At 72.3% G+C, this 17,579-nt stretch carries 18 protein-coding genes and 1 pseudogene; 7 read left to right on the top strand and 12 right to left on the bottom strand.

Translation table 11 applies throughout. The features are described 5' to 3' along the window. Window positions 1-15 precede the first annotated feature (15 nt). Window positions 16-945: a DUF3027 domain-containing protein gene (locus tag BUS84_RS25635; RefSeq protein ID WP_425293508.1), complete on the bottom strand. Its 930-nt coding sequence runs from the start codon at window positions 943-945 to the stop codon at window positions 16-18. Here BUS84_RS25635 and BUS84_RS25630 point away from each other — a divergent pair. Together BUS84_RS25630 and BUS84_RS25625 are read left to right on the top strand one after the other, a co-directional pair. After that, window positions 944-2,545 carry an MFS transporter gene (locus BUS84_RS25630; RefSeq protein ID WP_074316245.1) on the top strand — a complete coding sequence of 534 codons (1,602 nt, stop codon included), beginning with the start codon at window positions 944-946 and terminating at the stop codon, window positions 2,543-2,545. The two genes, BUS84_RS25635 and BUS84_RS25630, sit on opposite strands and share 2 nt — an antisense overlap. Then, entirely contained in the window at window positions 2,545-3,195 is a 651-nt protein-coding gene (locus tag BUS84_RS25625) for a futalosine hydrolase (protein WP_074319109.1), read from the top strand. Before BUS84_RS25630 ends, BUS84_RS25625 begins: the two co-directional genes overlap by 1 nt. A gap of 13 nt (window positions 3,196-3,208) precedes the next feature. On the opposite strand, the gene BUS84_RS40180 is transcribed toward BUS84_RS25625, so the two are convergent. After that, a complete protein-coding gene (locus BUS84_RS40180; protein ID WP_244298937.1) occupies window positions 3,209-3,565 on the bottom strand; it encodes a GNAT family N-acetyltransferase in 357 nt (118 codons plus the stop codon). 327 nt (window positions 3,566-3,892) lie between these two features. After that, a pseudogene (locus BUS84_RS40175) lies at window positions 3,893-4,009 on the bottom strand (helix-turn-helix transcriptional regulator); the annotation flags it as partial. 524 nt (window positions 4,010-4,533) lie between these two features. On the opposite strand from BUS84_RS40175, the gene BUS84_RS25615 reads away from it, so the two are divergent. Further along, window positions 4,534-5,382 carry a 1,4-dihydroxy-6-naphtoate synthase gene (locus BUS84_RS25615; protein ID WP_074316243.1) on the top strand — a complete coding sequence of 283 codons (849 nt, stop codon included), beginning with the start codon at window positions 4,534-4,536 and terminating at the stop codon, window positions 5,380-5,382. On the opposite strand, the gene BUS84_RS25610 is transcribed toward BUS84_RS25615, so the two are convergent. Together BUS84_RS25610 and BUS84_RS25605 are read right to left on the bottom strand one after the other, a co-directional pair. After that, window positions 5,343-5,729, bottom strand: a complete 387-nt coding sequence (locus tag BUS84_RS25610; protein WP_074316242.1) for a cold-shock protein — start codon at window positions 5,727-5,729, stop codon at window positions 5,343-5,345. The genes BUS84_RS25615 and BUS84_RS25610 overlap by 40 nt on opposite strands. A 27-nt stretch (window positions 5,730-5,756) precedes the next feature. Then, the gene (locus BUS84_RS25605) at window positions 5,757-6,380 is read right to left on the bottom strand and encodes an HAD family hydrolase (RefSeq protein ID WP_074316240.1); all 624 of its coding nucleotides are present in this window, start codon (window positions 6,378-6,380) and stop codon (window positions 5,757-5,759) included. A gap of 83 nt (window positions 6,381-6,463) precedes the next feature. Here BUS84_RS25605 and BUS84_RS25600 point away from each other — a divergent pair, with 83 nt between their 5' ends. After that, entirely contained in the window at window positions 6,464-8,950 is a 2,487-nt protein-coding gene (locus BUS84_RS25600) for a helicase-associated domain-containing protein (protein ID WP_074316238.1), read from the top strand. A 15-nt stretch (window positions 8,951-8,965) separates the two neighbouring features. On the opposite strand, the gene BUS84_RS25595 is transcribed toward BUS84_RS25600, so the two are convergent. Together BUS84_RS25595 and BUS84_RS25590 are read right to left on the bottom strand one after the other, a co-directional pair. After that, complete coding sequence (locus tag BUS84_RS25595) at window positions 8,966-9,202, bottom strand: hypothetical protein (protein ID WP_074316236.1); 237 nt, start codon at window positions 9,200-9,202, stop codon at window positions 8,966-8,968. 95 nt (window positions 9,203-9,297) lie between these two features. Next, window positions 9,298-10,158 (bottom strand): L,D-transpeptidase family protein, encoded by an 861-nt coding sequence (locus tag BUS84_RS25590; RefSeq protein WP_074316234.1) that lies wholly within the window; start codon window positions 10,156-10,158, stop codon window positions 9,298-9,300. 173 nt (window positions 10,159-10,331) lie between these two features. Between BUS84_RS25590 and BUS84_RS25585 the strand changes: the two genes are divergently transcribed. Then, entirely contained in the window at window positions 10,332-12,011 is a 1,680-nt protein-coding gene (locus BUS84_RS25585) for a DNA repair helicase XPB (RefSeq protein WP_074316232.1), read from the top strand. 141 nt (window positions 12,012-12,152) lie between these two features. Here BUS84_RS25585 and BUS84_RS25580 read toward each other — a convergent pair whose 3' ends face one another. From BUS84_RS25580 to BUS84_RS25565, 4 genes are all read right to left on the bottom strand, one after another. Further along, window positions 12,153-12,497 carry a type II toxin-antitoxin system HicB family antitoxin gene (locus tag BUS84_RS25580; RefSeq protein ID WP_074319107.1) on the bottom strand — a complete coding sequence of 115 codons (345 nt, stop codon included), beginning with the start codon at window positions 12,495-12,497 and terminating at the stop codon, window positions 12,153-12,155. Continuing rightward, the gene (locus tag BUS84_RS25575; RefSeq protein ID WP_244298727.1) at window positions 12,497-12,796 is read right to left on the bottom strand and encodes a toxin HicA; all 300 of its coding nucleotides are present in this window, start codon (window positions 12,794-12,796) and stop codon (window positions 12,497-12,499) included. The genes BUS84_RS25580 and BUS84_RS25575 overlap by 1 nt, the downstream gene beginning before the upstream one ends. A gap of 103 nt (window positions 12,797-12,899) precedes the next feature. Beyond that, the gene (locus tag BUS84_RS25570) at window positions 12,900-13,580 is read right to left on the bottom strand and encodes a hypothetical protein (protein ID WP_143728508.1); all 681 of its coding nucleotides are present in this window, start codon (window positions 13,578-13,580) and stop codon (window positions 12,900-12,902) included. 217 nt (window positions 13,581-13,797) lie between these two features. Beyond that, the gene (locus BUS84_RS25565) at window positions 13,798-14,754 is read right to left on the bottom strand and encodes a zinc metalloprotease (RefSeq protein WP_074316229.1); all 957 of its coding nucleotides are present in this window, start codon (window positions 14,752-14,754) and stop codon (window positions 13,798-13,800) included. 338 nt (window positions 14,755-15,092) lie between these two features. Here BUS84_RS25565 and BUS84_RS25560 point away from each other — a divergent pair, with 338 nt between their 5' ends. Beyond that, window positions 15,093-15,578 carry a carboxymuconolactone decarboxylase family protein gene (locus BUS84_RS25560; protein WP_074316228.1) on the top strand — a complete coding sequence of 162 codons (486 nt, stop codon included), beginning with the start codon at window positions 15,093-15,095 and terminating at the stop codon, window positions 15,576-15,578. Between the two features lie 62 nt (window positions 15,579-15,640). Here the strand turns inward: BUS84_RS25560 and BUS84_RS25555 are convergent, their stop codons facing one another. After that, window positions 15,641-16,393 carry a TIGR03089 family protein gene (locus BUS84_RS25555; protein WP_074319105.1) on the bottom strand — a complete coding sequence of 251 codons (753 nt, stop codon included), beginning with the start codon at window positions 16,391-16,393 and terminating at the stop codon, window positions 15,641-15,643. Window positions 16,394-16,533: 140 nt separating this feature from the next. On the opposite strand from BUS84_RS25555, the gene BUS84_RS25550 reads away from it, so the two are divergent. Next, window positions 16,534-17,568, top strand: a complete 1,035-nt coding sequence (locus tag BUS84_RS25550; protein ID WP_084757591.1) for a hypothetical protein — start codon at window positions 16,534-16,536, stop codon at window positions 17,566-17,568. The last annotated feature ends 11 nt before the right edge of the window (window positions 17,569-17,579 follow it).

Raw genomic sequence — 17,579 nt, 5'->3', positions numbered from 1 at the left:
ACCCGGCGCGGACCGTCAGGAGTGCCCGTACGGCTCCGCCGGCTCGGTCGCCTCCACCGAACCCGGGGCGCGGCTCACCGACATGGCCTCCACCGCGCTGTCGTCGTAGACCGTGGGCAGTTCCTCCACCGCGGTCTCGGCCGCCTCGATCAGCGTCTCGGAGTGGGCGCCGCAGCCGTGGTCGGCGCTCACCACCCGGCCGTCGTCGGGGGCGTAGAAGTTGCCGCACGCGCCGAAGGCCTGCCGCATCGCGCCGGCCAGCGGCAGGTAGAAGCCGCAGGTGCCGCAGCGAGCGGCGGCCGGGGCAGCGGCGGAGATCGCCGCGGCGGGGCCGTGGTCGCCGTCGTACCAACGCTGCGCCGCGTCGGCGCGGCCCTCCCGGGAGAGCACCCGGGCCCGACCGAGGCCCAGCTCCCAGGCCGTCTCCTCGACCGCCGGGTCGTCGGAGAGCAGGTAGGCGGGGGCCAGCCGTTCGTCGTCCGGCGGGGTCGGGAGCAGGTCACCCGGGCCCAGGTCGCCGGGCTTGAGCCGCTCCTGCCAGGGCAGCCAGCCCGGCGCCAGCAGCGCGTCGGGGCCGGGCAGCAGCACCGTCTCGCAGATTGTCACCGTGCGGCTGCGCGGCACCCGGGTGACGGTGACCGCCCAACGCCAGCCGCGGTAGCCGGCGAGTCGGCATTCAAAGTAGTGGGTGACCAGCCGGTCGCCCTCGGCCACGACCTGCAGGTGGTCGCCGACGTCGTCGGCGTCCACCTCGGTGATGCCGGCGCGGGCCACCTCGACGGCAGCGGCGCAGACCTGGTCGAGACGGGCTGCGCGGGTGGATGCGGGCCTGGTCACTTCACCATTGTTCCCCATGCGCCCGACAGAGGTGACAGGGACTCCCGGGGAACCTTTCACCGCGGTGCTGCGGCGCACCTGGATCAGATGGGCGAGGATGGTGCACATGCCGTCGTACTCCCGCTCCGGGCGATCCGTCCTCGGGCGCACCGTCGGCACCGGCATCCGCACCATCCGGCTGCTGTTGCGTGGTTCGGTGGGCAGCGGGCGCTGGGTGACCCGCCGGGCCGGCCGGGCCCGGGCCCGGGGCGCGGGCGGCGAGGTCGGCATGGTCCGCCTGTTCGACCTGCACGCCGTGTCCTGCGCCGGCGACACCCTGATCGCCATCGGCCTGGCCGGGACGATCTTCTTCAACGTGCCGCTGGGCGAGGCCCGCAGCAAGGTCGCGCTCTACCTGCTGGTGACCATGGTGCCGTTCGCGATGCTCGCCCCCGTGGTGGGCCCGCTGCTGGACCACTTCCGGCACGGCCGGCGGTACGCCCTGGCCGCCACCATGCTCGGCCGGGCCTTCCTGGCCTGGTTGATCTCCGACTACATCCACGGCTTCGGGCTGTATCCGGCCGCGTTCGGGGTGCTCGCGTTGTCCCGGGCGTACGGCGTGGCCCGGTCGGCGGCGGTGCCCCGGCTCCTGCCGGAAGGGCTCGGCCTCTCCCAGGTGGGGGCGCGGGCCAGCGTTTACGGCACGGTGGCGGGCGCGCTGGTGGCCCCGATCGGGCTGGCGGCGTTCTGGTTCGGGCCGCAGTGGCCGCTGCGGGTCGCGTCGGTGATCTTCCTGATCGGCATGGTGATCTCCCTGCGCCTGCCACCGAAGGCGGATTCGGAGCCACCGGAACGGGTCCCACGGCCGCTGCGGGCGCTGGGCCGCCGCCGGGGCGACCGCCCGCTGGGCCGGGGCCGACCCGCCGGCCGGCTGGTGATCGCCACCCTGATCGGCTCCGCGACCCTGCGCGCGGTCTACGGCTTCCTGCTGCTGTTCCTCGCCTTCGCCATCAAGAAGGGGGACCTCACGACGGTGGTGTTCGGCCGGGACCTGGGCGCCGAGTGGGCGCTGGGGCTGGTCGGCGGCGCGCTGGCGGTCGGCAGTTTCCTGGCCACCGCCGTCGGCACCCGTCTGCGCATCCACCGGCCGACCGCCATCCAGTCCAGCAGCATGATCATCGTAGCCGGGGTGGCCGTGCTCACCGTCATCCGCTTCTCGCTGCCGATGGTGGCCCTGCTCTGCCTGGTCACCGCGCTGGTCAGTGGGGTGGCCAAGCTCGCCGTGGACGCCTCGATCCAGGAGCGCATCCCGGAGCGGCTGCGAGCCAGTTCCTTCGCCCACTCGGAGACGGTGCTGATGCTCGCCTTCGTGGCCGGCGGCGGGCTCGGGCTGGTCCCGTTCGACGGTCGTACCGGCATCGCGGTCGCCGCCGGGGTGGGCGTCCTGGCCGCAGTCCGTGGTGTGCTGGTCGCGGCACGGCTGCGCGGCGAGAAGCTGGCCGGTCGGCCGCTGGGTGACGACGAGCTGACCGAGGACGAGTCGACGGACGATTCGGGGGACCCGGCGCCCACCTCGCCGGCACCGCCCCCGGCCGGCTCGCCGAAGTACGACGACCCGGGGCTCGCCCCACCGGGCTACCACATCTACCGCCCCTCCTCGGCGGTCGGCGGACCGGGTGGCGGCGCGGACGATGAGACCCGCCGGGAGTCCCCCGGGCCGCTGTCGTGATCGGCCGCCTGCTCGTCGTGACGGCGGTGCCCGCCGAGGCGGACGCGGTCCGCGCGGGGCTGACCGACGCCACCGTCACCGTGGCCCCGGTCGGGGTGGGCCCGGCCGTGGCCGGCGCCGCCACCGCCCGACTGTTGGCGCTGGCCGAGGCGGCCGGACGCCCGTACCGCGCGGTGGTCAGCGCCGGCGTGGCCGGCGGCTTCGTCGGGCGGGTCGCGGTCGGCGACACCGTGCTCGGCAGCGCCAGCATCGCCGCCGACCTGGGCGCCGAGTCGCCGGACGGCTTCATCCCCGTCGACGAGCTGGGCATGCCGCCCGCGCTGCTCGGCGGCGGCAGTGTGGTGCCGGCCGATCCGCGGCTGCTGGCGGCGCTACGGGCCGCCCTGCCGTCCGCCACGACCGGCCCGGTGCTCACCGTCAGCACGGTCACCGGCACCGCAGCCAGCACCGAACACCTGCGCCGCCGGCATCCGGGGGCGGTCGCCGAGGCCATGGAGGGGTACGGGGTGGCCGTCGCCGCGGCGCAGGCCGGAGTGCCCTTCGGCGAGCTACGCACCATCTCCAACCCGATCGGCCCCCGCGACCGGGATGCGTGGCGGCTGCGCGAGGCCCTCACCGCCCTGACCACGGCCGCCTCGGCGCTGCGCTGACCCGCTGCACGGCTCAGACTTCGAGGGTCAGCGCCGACGGCCGACTCGCCTGCAGCTCGAACCCGCAGGCGAGCAGAAACTCCACGTTGCCGAACTCGGCAATTGCGTGGGCGGTCCGAATGCCGGTCAGCGCCATCTCCTCGGCCAGCAGCCCGATCAGCTCCCGCCCGATGCCGAGCACCCGTAGGCCGGGAGCAACGACCACGCCCTCCAACACCAGCTCACGCTGGTCGCCCAGCTCCTCTCCCAGGAGGAGGTCCGTGCTCCGCTCGTGGGCCCTCAGCTCACCGACAGGCCCGACCCCGGGGACCTCGGCGAGAAAGCGCCAGGACGTGGCCGGCAGTCCTTCAAACGCACGTCGAAACGTCACCTGGGCACGCGTCCGATCCCGCCACCGCCGCTCGTCTCGCCGCGCTCGATCCAGGTCGTAGGTCAGCTCTGGAACGCGCACCGGCCACAACCGCTCCGGGAGCGTGTACGAATGCACCCACCAGGCACCCGGCCAGTCCCTCAGGGTCCGGACCCGACGGACGTCGAGGTGCGCAGGGTAGCGGCGTCCAGCCTCGTCCCTTGGTTCGTCGTCCGACAGGCTCGGCGGTCCGCCGCCCGGGGTGGAGCACGGGTCGCCGGGCAGCCTGAGCGCAAGCTCGCCGCCTGCCGCCCGAACCAGACGCTCCACCGTCCGGAACGCCGGCTCGCCGCCCTGCCCCGCCTCAATACGAGCCAGCGTGCTCTTCGGGACCCCGGACCGCTCGGCCAACTCCCGCTGGCTCAGGTCGACGCGCCGACGAAGATCTCGCAGAGCCGCCCCCACGTCGATCGCACCCTTCCCGGTTGTCACCTGTTCATGGTTTTCCGCTCAGCCTGGCACCGTCAACAGCATCCCTCCCGCCTGTGGACAACCCTGTGGACAGCGCCGGTGCCACTGTGCGTATCCCTTGTCAGTGCCTGTAGAGCTGCCCCATTGATGGGGCGGGCCGACGGACACCCGGGACAGACCCACGACCCGGAAGCCATCATCGCCACCCGCCACCGCCGCGGCCACCAGCTACCGCCACCAAGCACGACCATCCACAGGCACCGCGCCCCACAGATGGGGCAGCTCTACAGGGAGTAGCAGGGACCTCCCATGCCCTGACAGTGCCTGGCGAGCAGCCGGCAGCGAGTGCCAGGAGATGCAGGGGCGTGCGGCCGCGGGCGTGCAGGCTCGCGGGACGGCCGCTCGGGTGGTGGATCAACCCGACTGACCGGCGTCTGACTCGGCCGCCGCGCGCTCGGCAGATCACAGGCGCGGGACCGCAACGGACTCGCGCGCGGGGGCAGGGCTAACGTGGAGGCGTGGCGCTCTCCCTCGCGATCTCGCCCTGCCCCAACGACACGTTCGTCTTCCACGCTCTGGTGCACGGCCGGGTGCCGGGCGCGCCGCCGGTCGAGGTGACGTACGCCGACGTGGACGTCACCAACACGGCGGCCGAGCGGGGCGCATTCGACCTGGTGAAGGTGAGCTTCGCGGCGCTGCCGTGGCTGCTCGACGACTACCACCTGCTGCCCTGCGGCGGCGCCCTCGGTCGCGGGTGCGGGCCGCTGGTGCTCACCCGGGGCGACGGCACCGGCGGGCCGGACCGCACCGACCTGACCGGCGCCACGGTGGCGGTGCCGGGCGACCGGACCACCGCGTACCTGTTGTTCCGGCTCTGGTCGGCGGGGCGGCCGCCGGCCCGGATCGAGGTGGTTCCGTTCCACGAGATCATGCCGGGCGTCGCGGCCGGCCGCTACGACGCCGGGCTGGTCATCCACGAGGCCCGGTTCACCTACCACCGGCACGGCCTGACCGCGCTGGTCGACCTCGGCGAGTGGTGGGAGGCCGACACCGGCCTGCCCATCCCGCTCGGCGCGATCCTGGCCCGGCGCGGCGCGGTGGACCCGGAGGCCGCGGCCGGCTGGGTCCGCGAGTCGGTCCGGCAAGCCTGGGCGGACCCGGCGGCCAGCCGGGAGTACGTGCTCGCGCACGCCCAGGAGATGGAACTCGACGTGGTGGACCGGCACATCGGCCTCTACGTCAACGAGTTCACCGCCGACCTGGGCGAGGCCGGTTTCGCCGCGGTCACGGCGCTGCTCGACCGCGCCGCCGACGCCGGGCTGGTGCCTCAGACCTCCAGCTCGCGCGCGACCGCGTGGACCAGCTGAGCGATCTTCTGCGCGGCCTTCTTGTCCGGATACCGACCCCGGCGCAGGTCCGGCTGGACCTTCGCCTCCAGCACCTTGATCATGTCCTCGACGAGGCCGTGCAGTTCCTCGGCCGGCCGGCGCCGCAGCTCCGCCATCGACGGCGGCGCGTCCAGCAGCTTGACTCCCATGGCCTGCGCGCCCCGGCGGCTGTCGACCACGCTGAAGTCGACCCGCTGACCACCCTTGAGGTCGGTGACGCCCGCCGGCAGCGCGCCCTTGGGCAGGAACACGTCGCCGCCCTCGTCACTCGTGACGAAGCCGTATCCCTTGGCCGTGTCGTACCACTTCACTCGACCCGTAGGCACCTGAAAACCCCTGCTTCACTTGAGCCGCTACTGCTCCAAGGCTAGCTGGATCATGCCGTCCAGCGCCGCTGGGAATCCGGTGAGGTCGTCCAACACCACTTCCGCCCCGGCGGCGCGCAGCTCGTCCGGGGAACATGGCCCGGTCGCGACGCCGATTCCGGGCACCCCGGCCACCCTCGCCGCCACCATGTCCGCCACGTGATCCCCGACATAGTGGGTCGCCCCATGCTCCCGCAGGGCGGTCGCCTTCTCCTCGGCGAACAGGTCGCCAGCCAGCTCGTCGACCGCGAGACCGAGGTGATCCAGGTGCAGCCGGGCCAGCCGGCCGATCTTGGACGTGACGACCAGCACCCGGCCGCCCCGAGCGCGGATGGCGTCGATCGCCGCCCGCGCGCCGGGCAACGGCACCGTCGGGGTGATCGCGTACGCCGGGTACAGCTCGCGGTACACGTGCACGGCCGACTCGACCTGCTCCGGCGGGAACCAGCGCGCGATCTCGGTGCGCAGCGGCGGACCCAGCCGGGACACCGCCAGGTCGGCGTCCACCGGCACACCGGTCCTGACGGTCAGCGCCCGGTAGGTCGCGGCGATGCCAGGGCGGGAGTCCACCAGCGTCATGTCGAGGTCGAATCCGACGGTCAGTGCGGGCATGCCGAGAAACGTACAGGCGACGGCCGGCCGGGCGGACGTCCGAGGGGCGCGACGGCCCGGTGCCGGGCTAGCGTGGTAAGACGATGACCACCTCACTCGCCGACCACCTGCGGTCGCTTCCCGACGAGTCGCTGGCCGCGCTCCTTCAGCTGCGGCCGGACCTCGTCGTGCCCGTGCCGGCCGACATCTCCGCCCTGGCCATCCGGGCACAGTCCCGGGTCTCGGTGGCCCGCGCGCTGGATGGGCTGGACCAGTTCACCCTCCAGATCCTCGACGCCGCCCGGCTGACCCGGGACCCGGACGAGGGCACCACGGCCACCGAGGCCGTGCTCGCCATGGCGACCGCCGGGCCGCGACCGCCGGCGCCGACGACCATCCGCGCCGCCGTCGGCCGGCTGCGCGCGCTCTTCCTGCTGTACGGCCCGGAGCACGCGCTCCAGGTGGTGGCCGCTGTCGACGAGGTGTCCCCGTACCCCGCCGGGCTGGGCCGGCCGGCCGCGGAGCTGGACCCGCGCACGGCCGCGCTATGCGCGGACCCGGCGAAGCTCCGGCGGACGCTGCTCGCCGCGCCTCCCTCGGCCCGGGCGATCCTGGACCGGTTGGCGGCCGGGCCACCGGTGGGCAGCGTGCCCCCGGGTGCGTTGTCCGCGCCGCCGCTCGGCGCGGAGGACGCCCTGCTCTCCGACCCGACCAACGGTGGCGCGCCGACCGGCTCCCCGGTGCGCTGGCTGGTCGACAACCGGCTGCTCGTCCCCATCTCGGCCGGCTCGTCGACGACCACCGGCACGGTCGAGCTGCCTCGCGAGGTCGGCCTGCTGCTGCGCCGCGACAGCGGTCCGCTCGGGCCGCTGCGCACCAGCCCGCCGCCGGTGGCCGCCGCGCCGCGCGAGGCGAAGGCGGTCGACTCCGCCGGGGCCGGGCAGACCATGGATGTGGTCCGGCACACCGAGGGGCTGCTGGAGCAGCTCGCCGCCGAACCCGCGCCGGTGCTGCGCTCGGGCGGCATCGGCGTACGGGACCTGCGCCGACTGGCCCGTACCGCCGGGCTGGACGAGCCGACCAGCGCGCTGCTGCTGGAGGTGGCGTACGCGGCAGGGCTCGCCGGCGAGCTGGAGTTGCCCGGCGCGACCACCACCCGGTACGGGGCGGATCAGCAGGTGCTGCCGACCGGCGGGTACGAGGTGTGGCGGGCCGCCTCACTGGCCGAGCGCTGGGAGCAGCTGGCCCGCGCCTGGCTGACCATGACCCGACAGGTCGGGCTGGTCGGCCGGCGCGATGACCGGGACCGGCCGATCACCGCGCTCTCCGCCGAGGCCGAGCGGGCCGGCGCGCCGGGCACCCGGCGGGCGGTGCTCGCCGTACTCGCCGACCTGGAGCCGGCGGCCTCGCCCACTCCGGAGGAGGTGCAGGACCTGCTGGACTGGCGGGCGCCACGACGCAGCCGGGGCCGGGAGGCCGCCCACCGGGAGGTGCTGGCCGAGGCGGCGCAGCTCGGCGTCACCGGCCTGGGGGCGCTCACCTCGTACGGCCGGCTGCTGCTGGCCGACCTGACTGCGGCCGACGAGCCGGGCGGCGGCGACCCGCTGGGGCTGCACGCCGACGCCGAGAGCGGTGACCCGTCCAGCGCGGCACGGGCGCTGGACGCGCTGCTGCCCGCCCCGGTCGACCACCTCCTGGTGCAGGCCGACCTGACGGTGGTGGTGCCCGGGCCACCCGAGCCGGCGCTCGCCGCCGAGCTGGAGGCGATGACCGAACTCGAGTCGGCCGGCGGGGCCAGCGTGCACCGGGTCACGACGGCGAGCGTGCGGCGGGCGTTGGATGCCGGCTACTCGGCCGACGACCTGCACGACGTGTTCCGGCGGCGGTCCCGCACCCCGGTGCCGCAGGGGCTCACCTATCTGGTGGACGACGTGGCCCGCAAGCACGGCGGGTTGCGGGTCGGCCTGGCCGGGGCGTACCTGCGCAGCGACGACGAGACGCTGCTCAGCGAGGTGCTGGCCGACCGGCGGCTGGAGTCGCTGACGCTGCGCCGGCTCGCCCCGACGGTGCTGACCACCCCGTACCAGGTGGGTCGGCTGCTGGGCGCGTTGCGCGACGCCGGGTACGCCCCGGCGCAGGAGGACGGCAGCGGCAGCACCGTGCTGTCCCGGCCACGGATCCGGCGGGCTCCGGCCCGGGTGCCGGTGACCACCCGGACGTTGGATCCGCTGGCTACCCCGAAGCTGCCCATGCCTCGGCTGCTGGGCGTGGTGGAGCACATCCGGCGGGGTGAGGCGGCGGCGCGGGCCGCCCGACGGGCACCGGCGGTGGTACGCGGCGGGGCGGCCGGCCTCGGCGGCGGGCCGGTGCCGGCACACACGCACAGCGAGGCGCTGGCCGTGCTCCAGCAGGCCGTGCGGGACCGGGCGCTGGTCTGGGTGGGATACGTGGACGCGCACGGGGCGACCGCGTCCCGGCTGGTCAAGCCGGTCTCGATCGGCGCCGGCTACCTACGCGCCGAGGACGAGCGGACCGAGATGCTGCACACCTTCGCGCTGCACCGGATCACCGCAGCGGTGGTGGCGGACTGACCGGAGCCGCGCCGGTCAGCGTCGGCTGCGGCGTACGGTGCCGACGACCGAGATGATCAGCAGCAGCGCGAAGCCGGCGCCGGCGGACTCCCCGATCGAGTCGACGAAGCCCTGCCGCAGCACCAGCCAACCGAACAGGAACCACCCGACGAGGAGCGCTGCCGCGACGGCGTACGCGACCACGGTCGCGCGGGACACCTCGTCGGGTTGAACCTGGTCGTGCGCTTTGATCACGTCACGGTCGACCGTCATGCCCAGCCTCCCCGCCCGGTACGGCCCTGGACTCCCAGGGTGTCACTCGCGGGACCGGTGTGACAGGGGTTAAAACCCCGATCCGGGCGGGTCGCTCAGGTGCCGGGGCGGCGGCCGATCAGCACGACGCGGGTGCCCACCTTCCCCAGTTCCCACATCCGGACGGCGTCGGCGTGCAGCAGGTTGACGCAGCCGTGCGAGCCGATCGACTTCTCGTGCAGGTAGGTGGTGGTCTCGTGGAAGCCCATCCCCTGGGTGAAGTGCTGCCAGTACGGCAGCCACACCTCGTACGGGTCGGACCATTCCTTCCGGTTGCGGTAGTTGACCGTGTACGTGCCGGCCGGAGTGCGGTAACCGGACATTCCGGTGCGGGTCACCGTCGGCGCCATGATCACCTTGCCGCCCCGGACGGCCCAGACGGTCTGCCGGGTCAAATCGACGCAGAACGTGGTGCCCGTGCCGGCCTTGCAGCGGACGTCGTAGGTGGTCGGCCCGGCGCGACCCTGGACGGGGCGGATGCCGTACCGCCGCTGGAACTTCTTGATCGCGGCGCAGTCGGCGGCGGACTGCCGGCCGTCCACGGTCACCGGCCCGAACCCGCCCAACCGGGCCAGGTAGGTCTCCACCGCGCGTTGGTGCTCGCCCTGCGGGCAGCCCGCGGCCGGCGCGGTGGTGCTGGTGGCCGGTGCCGTCGGTGTGCTGCGGGTTGGCTTCGGCGTGGCGCTCCGGGTGGGCTTCGGCGTCGGCGTCCGTGTCGGCGCGGTCGTCGCGGGCCGGCCGCGCTGGTCCGGCCCGGGCGTGCCGCTCGCCCCCGTTGACTGTTCCGCCGCACCTGCCGGGGCGGCTCCCCCGCCGCCACCCCCGCCGGCCTGCGGATCGAACGCGCACGCACCGGCACCGACCAGCGCGACCACCATCACGGCGACAAGTCGGGAAGTGATCCGGACATGCTTCATGGAACCTCCCCTGGACCGTCGTCCCTTTGCTAGACGTTCATAAGTGCCGTGTCGGTTGCGCCCGGTGAGCATCTTTCTTCCGACAGTCCGCACCGTGCAACACTGGATGGTCGGCCAGCGGCGGGTAAGCAGGCGCCACGACCGGACGACCAACCGGAGGAGAGGACCCTGGCGTGAGCGGTGGACCACTGATCGTGCAGTCGGACAAGACCCTGCTGCTGGAGATCGACCACCCGGACGCGCAGGCCTGTCGAATGGCGATCGCGCCCTTCGCCGAGCTGGAGCGCTCTCCCGAACACGTGCACACCTACCGGCTGACCCCGCTCGGGCTGTGGAACGCCCGCGCCGCGGGGCACGACGCCGAGGGCGTGGTGGACTCGCTGATCAAGTACTCGCGCTACCCGGTGCCGCACGCGCTGCTGGTGGACGTGGCCGAGACGATGGACCGGTACGGCCGGCTCCAGCTCGCCAACGACCCGGCGTACGGCCTGGTGCTGCGGGCACTGGACCGGCTGGTGCTGATCGAGGTGGCCAAGAGCAAGAAGCTCGCCGGCATGCTCGGCAACAAGATCGACGACGACACCATCCAGGTGCACCCGTCCGAGCGCGGCCGACTCAAGCAGGCCCTGCTCAAGCTGGGCTGGCCGGCGGAGGACCTGGCCGGCTACGTCGACGGCGAGGCGCACCCGATCGAGCTGGCCGAGACCGGCAAGGACGGCAGCAAGCCGTGGACGCTGCGGTCGTACCAGCGGGAGGCCGTGGAGGCGTTCTGGGCCGGCGGGTCGGGCGTGGTGGTGCTGCCCTGCGGCGCCGGCAAGACCCTGGTGGGCGCGGCGGCGATGGCCGAGGCGAAGGCGACCACGCTGATCCTGGTCACCAACACCGTCGCCGGCCGGCAGTGGAAGCGGGAGCTGATCGCCCGCACCTCGCTGACCGAGGAGGAGATCGGGGAGTACTCGGGCGAGCGCAAGGAGATCCGCCCGGTCACCATCGCCACGTACCAGGTGCTCACCTCGCGGCGCGGCGGCGCGTTCACCCACCTGGACCTGTTCGGGGCCCGCGACTGGGGCCTGGTCGTCTACGACGAGGTGCACCTGCTGCCCGCGCCGATCTTCCGGTTCACCGCCGATCTTCAGGCCCGCCGCCGACTCGGCCTGACCGCCACCCTGGTCCGCGAGGACGGCCGCGAGGGTGACGTGTTCAGCCTGATCGGTCCGAAGCGGTACGACGCTCCGTGGAAGGACATCGAGTCGCAGGGCTGGATCGCCCCGGCCGAGTGCACCGAGGTCCGGGTGACCCTGACCGACGCGGAGCGCATGTCGTACGCGACCGCGGAGGCCGAGGAGCGCTACCGGATGGCGGCGACCGCGCGCACGAAGCTGCCCGTGGTGAAGGCACTGGTCGACCGGCACCCGGACGACCAGGTGCTGGTGATCGGCGCCTACATCGACCAGCTGCACCAGCTGGGCGAATACCTGGACGCGCCGATCATCCAGGGCTCGACCACGAACAGGGAGCGGGAACGGCTCTTCGACGCGTTCCGCTCCGGGGAGATCCGCACGCTGGTCATCTCCAAGGTCGGCAACTTCTCCATCGACCTGCCCGAGGCGGCGGTGGCGATCCAGGTGTCGGGGACGTTCGGCTCCCGGCAGGAGGAGGCGCAGCGGCTCGGTCGGGTGCTGCGACCGAAGGCGGACGGCCGACAGGCGCACTTCTACACGGTGGTTTCCCGGGACACCATCGACACCGAGTACGCCGCACACCGGCAGCGTTTCCTGGCCGAGCAGGGGTACGCGTACACGATCGTGGACGCCGACGACGTCCTCGGCCCGAAGCTGCCGACGGTCGACTGACGCCGACCGGCCCTTGATCGACTCCGTCTCCGGGATGTCGCGGTATCCGCGGCACTCTGATGCCCCGGTATCGCCGATACGGAGTCGATCAAGGGGCGCGGTGGGTTGATTTGGTGGAGCCCGACTCGCGCGACTGACAGATCAGGCGGCGCGGAGCTTCCGTAGGACGTACTGGTTGAGGCTCATCCCATCCTCGGCGGCCTGGATGGCGAGTTCGCGGTGCAGGCTCTCTCCGACGCGGAGGTTGAACTTGCCTGAGTAGCTGCGCTCGGCGAACGGCTGCGGCACCTGCTCGCCCTGCTCCTCCATGTCCGCGATCACCTCACGCACCAGATTCTGGAGCCCCTGCAGGGCCTCGATCTGCGAAGGGGCCAGCCACGAGAGGGACGGAAACTCGGCACAGGTGGCGACAAACTCGCGATCCTGGGACGACCAGGTGACGCGGTAGGTGTAGTGGGACACCTCAGGACGGGGGTCAGTCTGCATCACATGGCCTCCTTCTTGTCGATCGCCTTGAGCACTTGCCGCACCTGGTACGCCTTGGCCTTGCCCTTGTCGTTTTGGATATTTACCCGTGGATCGCCCGCCCAGGGCATCTTGAACACCGCATGGGAGCTGGCGGCTTGCCGAGGCTTCCCGAAGTAGTGCTCGCACACCCCGTAGAGATCGTTGTAGGCGACGTTCTGCTGGTGCCGTCGCATCGCCTCAACAAGCCTGTCTATGGACGACACAAAGAAATGGTACTGCCGGCGGTACCACTCCTGCAAGCGCTCCTCTTGATCCACTCCACTTCCGGGATGTCGCGGTATCCGTGGCACTTTGATACCCCGACATCGACATCGCCGATGTGGAGTCGATCAAGGCGCGGCCCGGGTGAGGGCCGCGACGTCACGACGTTGGGGGTGGGCACCGGTCGGGGAGCGTGACAACCCCAGGCCGGTGCTCGAACGTCGTCATCGTGAACCATTCGTCCAACTCCGGATCGAAGAGGTTCTGAAAGCCGACCTGCAACACCTGCCACCACTGGCTCGGATCCCGCTGGTCGACGTAGTTGTCGCCGAGCGCGATCGGGAACCGGAACACCTCGCCCGCCACGGAGGAACCCCCCACCACCCCGACCCGCCAGTGGTCGACGTGCCGGTCCTTCTCCCCTTGCAGAATCTCCGGTCCCACAAAGCGCGCGGTCTTCAGCTTGTCGTTGAAGATCTGGCGGTTGAAGAACCCCGGGATCTTGCTGCACGCGCGCGGCGGATACAGCGGGATGTTCGGCCACTTGTAGGTGAGCGTGTAGAGGGTGTTCTCGTAGATCAGGTTGGTGAACCAGATCGGATGCTCCTGGCCCCCGGCGGTCATCTGGCTGTTGCCGTCCTTGCCCTGCCAGGTGAACGGCACGTCGACGCCGAGGTCGCGCACGATGTACCGGCCCGTCCCCTGGAAATCAGCCGGTAGCTGCGGGGGACGCGGCTCTTGCGGGCTGGAAGAGTCGACCGCCTGGACCGCGCGGGGAAGCGGCGGGGCGACGGCCGGCCCCGGTGCGATCACACCAAGGGCGAACACGCCGCCGGCCACCGCCGCCACAAGTGTGCGACGTGTACGCGTCGACGCCATTTCCCCTCCGCCGTTGTGGACAGCGGCCGGCTCTCCGACAGCGCTCGTGCCTTCGGCGAAGCGTATGAGCAGGAAAATGTGAGAAGTTGCGGAATGCGCCGGCTCCACCGGACGGGTGAAGCAACGGGGTCGACGAGCCGCCATCCAGCGGCCCGTCGACCCCGACGTGTTTCCCTGGTTACCCGGCGCCGCCGACCCGGAATGCCACCCAGGCGTCGCTCATCCGGTCCGCCTGTCCGGCGGTGAACATGTTCATGCAGGAGTCCTGCGTGTAGTCCATGAAGTTGTGGATCGGGTCCAGCCCGGGTGCGGTGCAGGTGTCCGCGCCCAGCGGGCAGTCGAACTGCGGCGCCGCCTCGCGCGGAGTGTCCGCGACGAAGTCGCCGGCCGCGGAGCAGCCGTGGGCGAAGGTGTGCTCCAGCATCAGCCAGTGCCCCACCTCGTGCGTCAGCGTGTCGCCCAGGGAGTACTTCCCGGCCGTGCCGCCCGGCATCGACTCGTCGAGCATCACCACGCCGTCGATGTAGTCCCGGCCGTTGTTGTAGCCCTTCGGGAAGTACGCCCAGCCGAGGAGCCCGCCGCCGATGTTGGCCGCGTACACGTTGAGGGTGCGGGAGTCGCCGGTGTACAGCGCCTTCTTCATGTCCCGCTCGTTCTTGCCCGGCTCGACCGTGTACCAGGCGCTGTTCACCGTCCACGTCGTGTCGACGAGGTCGAACCGGAACGGCGTGTTGGAGGCGTTCGCCGCGGTACGTCCGGCGAACGAGTCGTTGAGCACCGTCATCTGCGCCGCGATCAGGGTGTTCCACCTGGTCGTCTCGGCCGCGCTGAGCGCGTGGTCGGAGACCATGTGGAAGACCGTCGGCACGGTGACGCTGCCGTTGGCCAGGCGCGGGGCATCCTTGATCACCCCGTAGGCGTTCGCCTCGTTCTTGGAGTACAGCGCCGGCTCCTGGGCGGTGGCGCCCTCGGCGACCCGGGCCACGCTGTGCTCGTCGGCACCCGGCTCACACGCGCCGACACCCGGGGAGACGGGAGCGGGTGCCGCCACCGCGGCGTAGCCGCCACCGGACGCCAGGAGCGTCGCGGCGGTGGCGGTGAGGACTGCCAGTCGGAAGATAGGTCTCCTGTGCATCGGTGCACCTCTCGGGGGAATGGAGACGGCGCGGAGTCGCCCCGATCAGGTCGACGACGTCGTCTTCCCGGTATGAGACCACGTCGGTGGCACCGGCAAAAGACCTGCGTACAGCGCTGATGTGGGGTGTAACGGCAGGGACCCGAGAAGCGCTGTTATCGCTCAGGACGGTTTCCCGCGGCGTGTGCGACAGCTTCTCGGAACCCACCAGATGCCGGAGCCGGCCGTTCCGTGACACTCCGGCCGTGGCGGTCGTCACCCTGCCGCGCCGTCACAGAGCTCCGCTCGCCGGCATCTCATGGTCGTCCGATCGAATACCGGGAGCGAAGGACGGAACCATGGACGCACGGTTCAACATGTTCGACAACCAGATCGCCATGAAGTTCTTCAAGCGGTTCGCCAACGCCGGCATGGTGATCCAGCAGTCGCCGCTGCCGAAGTCCACGCAGGAGCTGGTGTCCCTGCGGGCCAGCCAGATCAACGGCTGCGGCTGGTGCATCGACATGCACATCAAGGAGGCCGTAGCGGCCGGTGAGAGCGCGGTCCGGCTCAGCCTGGTCGCCGCCTGGCGCGAGTCCACCGTCTTCACCGAGGCCGAGCAGGCCGCGCTGGCGCTCGCCGAGGAGGGCACCCGACTGGCCGACGCCTACCAGGGCGTGTCCGACGAGACCTGGGCTCAGGTGCGCAAGCACTACGACGACGACCAGATCGCCGCGCTGGTCTCCCTGGTCGCCCTGATCAACGCGGCCAACCGGCTCGCCGTGATCGTGCATCAGCGGGGCGGTTCCTACGAGCCGGGCATGTTTGCCGCCACGTTCGACTGAATCGGAACCGGGCCCGGCCCGGGATCATCCGATCCTGGGCCGGGCGCACAGCGTGGCGGGCCCTAGAGGACCCGGGTGACCTGCTCGGCGGAGACGACCGCGTCCCGCCCTGCCGCGTCGAGGTTGGCGCTGATCACCACGGACGCGCCAGCGGACAGCGGGGCGAGCAGCCACTTCAGCGGCTGCTCGTGCTCGGCGGCGTCGACCAGCAGCCGGTCGCCGGCGCGCAGATCCAGCATCTTGGCGATTTCCTGGGCGAGCGCACCCCACTGGCCGTAGGTCGTGCCGTCCGCGCTGGCCGGGTCGGACGGGTGGATGGCGGTGTGGTCGGGCGTGGAGTCGGGGTACCGGAGCACCTCGGCTGACCAGTCGAGCCAGCCCAGCGGCACGTCGGCCAGCGGCCCCGGCCCGGTGCCGACGAGGTAACGGTGTGGGGCGTCCGGCACGTCCTCCAGCCAGTCGTCCTGCCGTTCGGGGGTCACGAAGACCGCGTCGAATGGCTGGTCGCCGCCCGGTTCGAGGACCGGCAGGCCGGCGGTGGCCCGGGGCCGGAACGACACCGCCAGGCCGGAGGCCCAGGCGCCCAACAAAACCGCAGCGGTACGCCAGTGCGCCGGCAGCAGCACCGCGACGCGGCTGCCCGGGCCGAGTCCGCAGCCGTCCCGCAGCAGACTGGCGCTGCGCGCCGCCCAGGCACCGACCTGGTGCGCGGTCAGGTCGACCCGCTCGCCGGTCGCCTCGTCGCGGTAGCTGAGCAGCGGGCGCTCGTTGTCGGCGGGCCGGACCGACAGGTCGGCCATGACGGTTGGCTGCATCTCCACGCTCCCCGGGTGACGGCTCGAACCACCCTACTCAACGACTTTGGTCGCGCCTGTCGTCGGCCGATGGCCGTAGTGGCCGTCCGGGTGGCTTGCGCACGGTACGGGTGACCCCGAAGCACCGCCGAGGAGCGTCCGTGCTGACCGAGCCCCGCCCTGCCACTGTCGACCGTCTTCCGCTGCGCCGCCGGCTCCTGCCGGTGGTCGCGTTGCTGCTGCTCGCACCCTGGGCCGCCGAATGCTCGTGGGGTGGCTTCACTCCCGACGACTTCCTGCCGGTGCTGATCTTCCTCGGCCCGATGTACGGCGGGGCCGCCATCCTGATCCGGGAGACCGCCCGGCATCTCGGCGCCGGATGGCCGGTGATCGTGCTGCTCGCCGCCGCGTTCGGTGTGCTCCAGGCCGGCCTGGTCGACCAGTCGCTGTTCGACCCGGGCTATCTGGACGACACGGAGTACGCCGACACCCGGGCCGCCGCCGAGGCCACGCTGCTGCCGGGACTCGAGTTCAGCGTCCGCCAGGCCTTCGACTACGTGGGCAACCACATCGTGCTGACCGTCTGCGCGCCGATCGTTGTCGTCGAGTCGTTCCTCGGGCCGGGCCGCCGGCTCCGGCCGTGGCTCGGCCGGCCCGGGCTCGCCGTGGTCGGCGTGATCTACCTGCTCGGCAGTTTGCTGATCTTCTCTGACAGCGGGCGGAAGGGCTTCCTGGCCAGTCCGCTCCAGCTGACCTTCGCCGCCACGGTGGTCCTCGCCCTCGTCGCGGCGGCCCTGCTGCCCCGCTGGCGGCGCGCTCGCCCGCGACGCGCCCGCCGGGCGCCGCGCCCGATCCTGGTGGGCCTGGTGGTCGTCCTCGTTCACTTCGGCACCGATCTGACACCCGGTTGGCCGGGGGTGGCCATCGCGCTGGCGCTCGCCGCCGCCACCGCGGGTCTGATCGCGTTCTGGTCCTCCCGCGCCGGTTGGGGGCAGCGGCACGTGCTCGTCGCCGGCACGGCGAGTCTGGTCACCGCCGCCGCGTTCGCGTACCTGGTGCCGCCGTACTCCCCGGCGACGCCGGCGGCGGCCCTGGCCGGCGACGTCGCGGTCAGCGTGGTCACCGCGGCCCTGATCGGGGGCGCCTGGTGGCTGCTGCGGCGCACTTCGCCGACTGTTCATGTCCACGCAAGCTGATGCTCCCTCTC

It is taken from the genome of Micromonospora cremea, from assembly GCF_900143515.1.
In the GTDB taxonomy this organism is placed as follows: Bacteria; Actinomycetota; Actinomycetes; order Mycobacteriales; family Micromonosporaceae; genus Micromonospora; species Micromonospora cremea.
The sequence above is the reverse complement of the archived record's forward strand: the minus strand, read 5'-3'. Positions and strand labels throughout refer to the sequence as shown.

What these genes read in the sequence shown, in the direction of transcription:
- BUS84_RS25630 (WP_074316245.1), top strand. Translation starts at nt 944, where the DNA reads ATGCCGTCGTACTCCCGCTCCGGGCGATCCGTCCTCGGGCGCACCGTC.
- BUS84_RS25590 (WP_074316234.1), bottom strand. Translation starts at nt 10,158, where the DNA reads ATGAAGCATGTCCGGATCACTTCCCGACTTGTCGCCGTGATGGTGGTC.
- BUS84_RS25605 (WP_074316240.1), bottom strand. Translation starts at nt 6,380, where the DNA reads ATGCCCGCACTGACCGTCGGATTCGACCTCGACATGACGCTGGTGGAC.
- BUS84_RS25565 (WP_074316229.1), bottom strand. Translation starts at nt 14,754, where the DNA reads ATGCACAGGAGACCTATCTTCCGACTGGCAGTCCTCACCGCCACCGCC.
- BUS84_RS25635 (WP_425293508.1), bottom strand. Translation starts at nt 945, where the DNA reads ATGTGCACCATCCTCGCCCATCTGATCCAGGTGCGCCGCAGCACCGCG.
- BUS84_RS25580 (WP_074319107.1), bottom strand. Translation starts at nt 12,497, where the DNA reads ATGCAGACTGACCCCCGTCCTGAGGTGTCCCACTACACCTACCGCGTC.
- BUS84_RS25560 (WP_074316228.1), top strand. Translation starts at nt 15,093, where the DNA reads ATGGACGCACGGTTCAACATGTTCGACAACCAGATCGCCATGAAGTTC.
- BUS84_RS25595 (WP_074316236.1), bottom strand. Translation starts at nt 9,202, where the DNA reads ATGACGGTCGACCGTGACGTGATCAAAGCGCACGACCAGGTTCAACCC.
- BUS84_RS25555 (WP_074319105.1), bottom strand. Translation starts at nt 16,393, where the DNA reads ATGCAGCCAACCGTCATGGCCGACCTGTCGGTCCGGCCCGCCGACAAC.
- BUS84_RS25600 (WP_074316238.1), top strand. Translation starts at nt 6,464, where the DNA reads ATGACCACCTCACTCGCCGACCACCTGCGGTCGCTTCCCGACGAGTCG.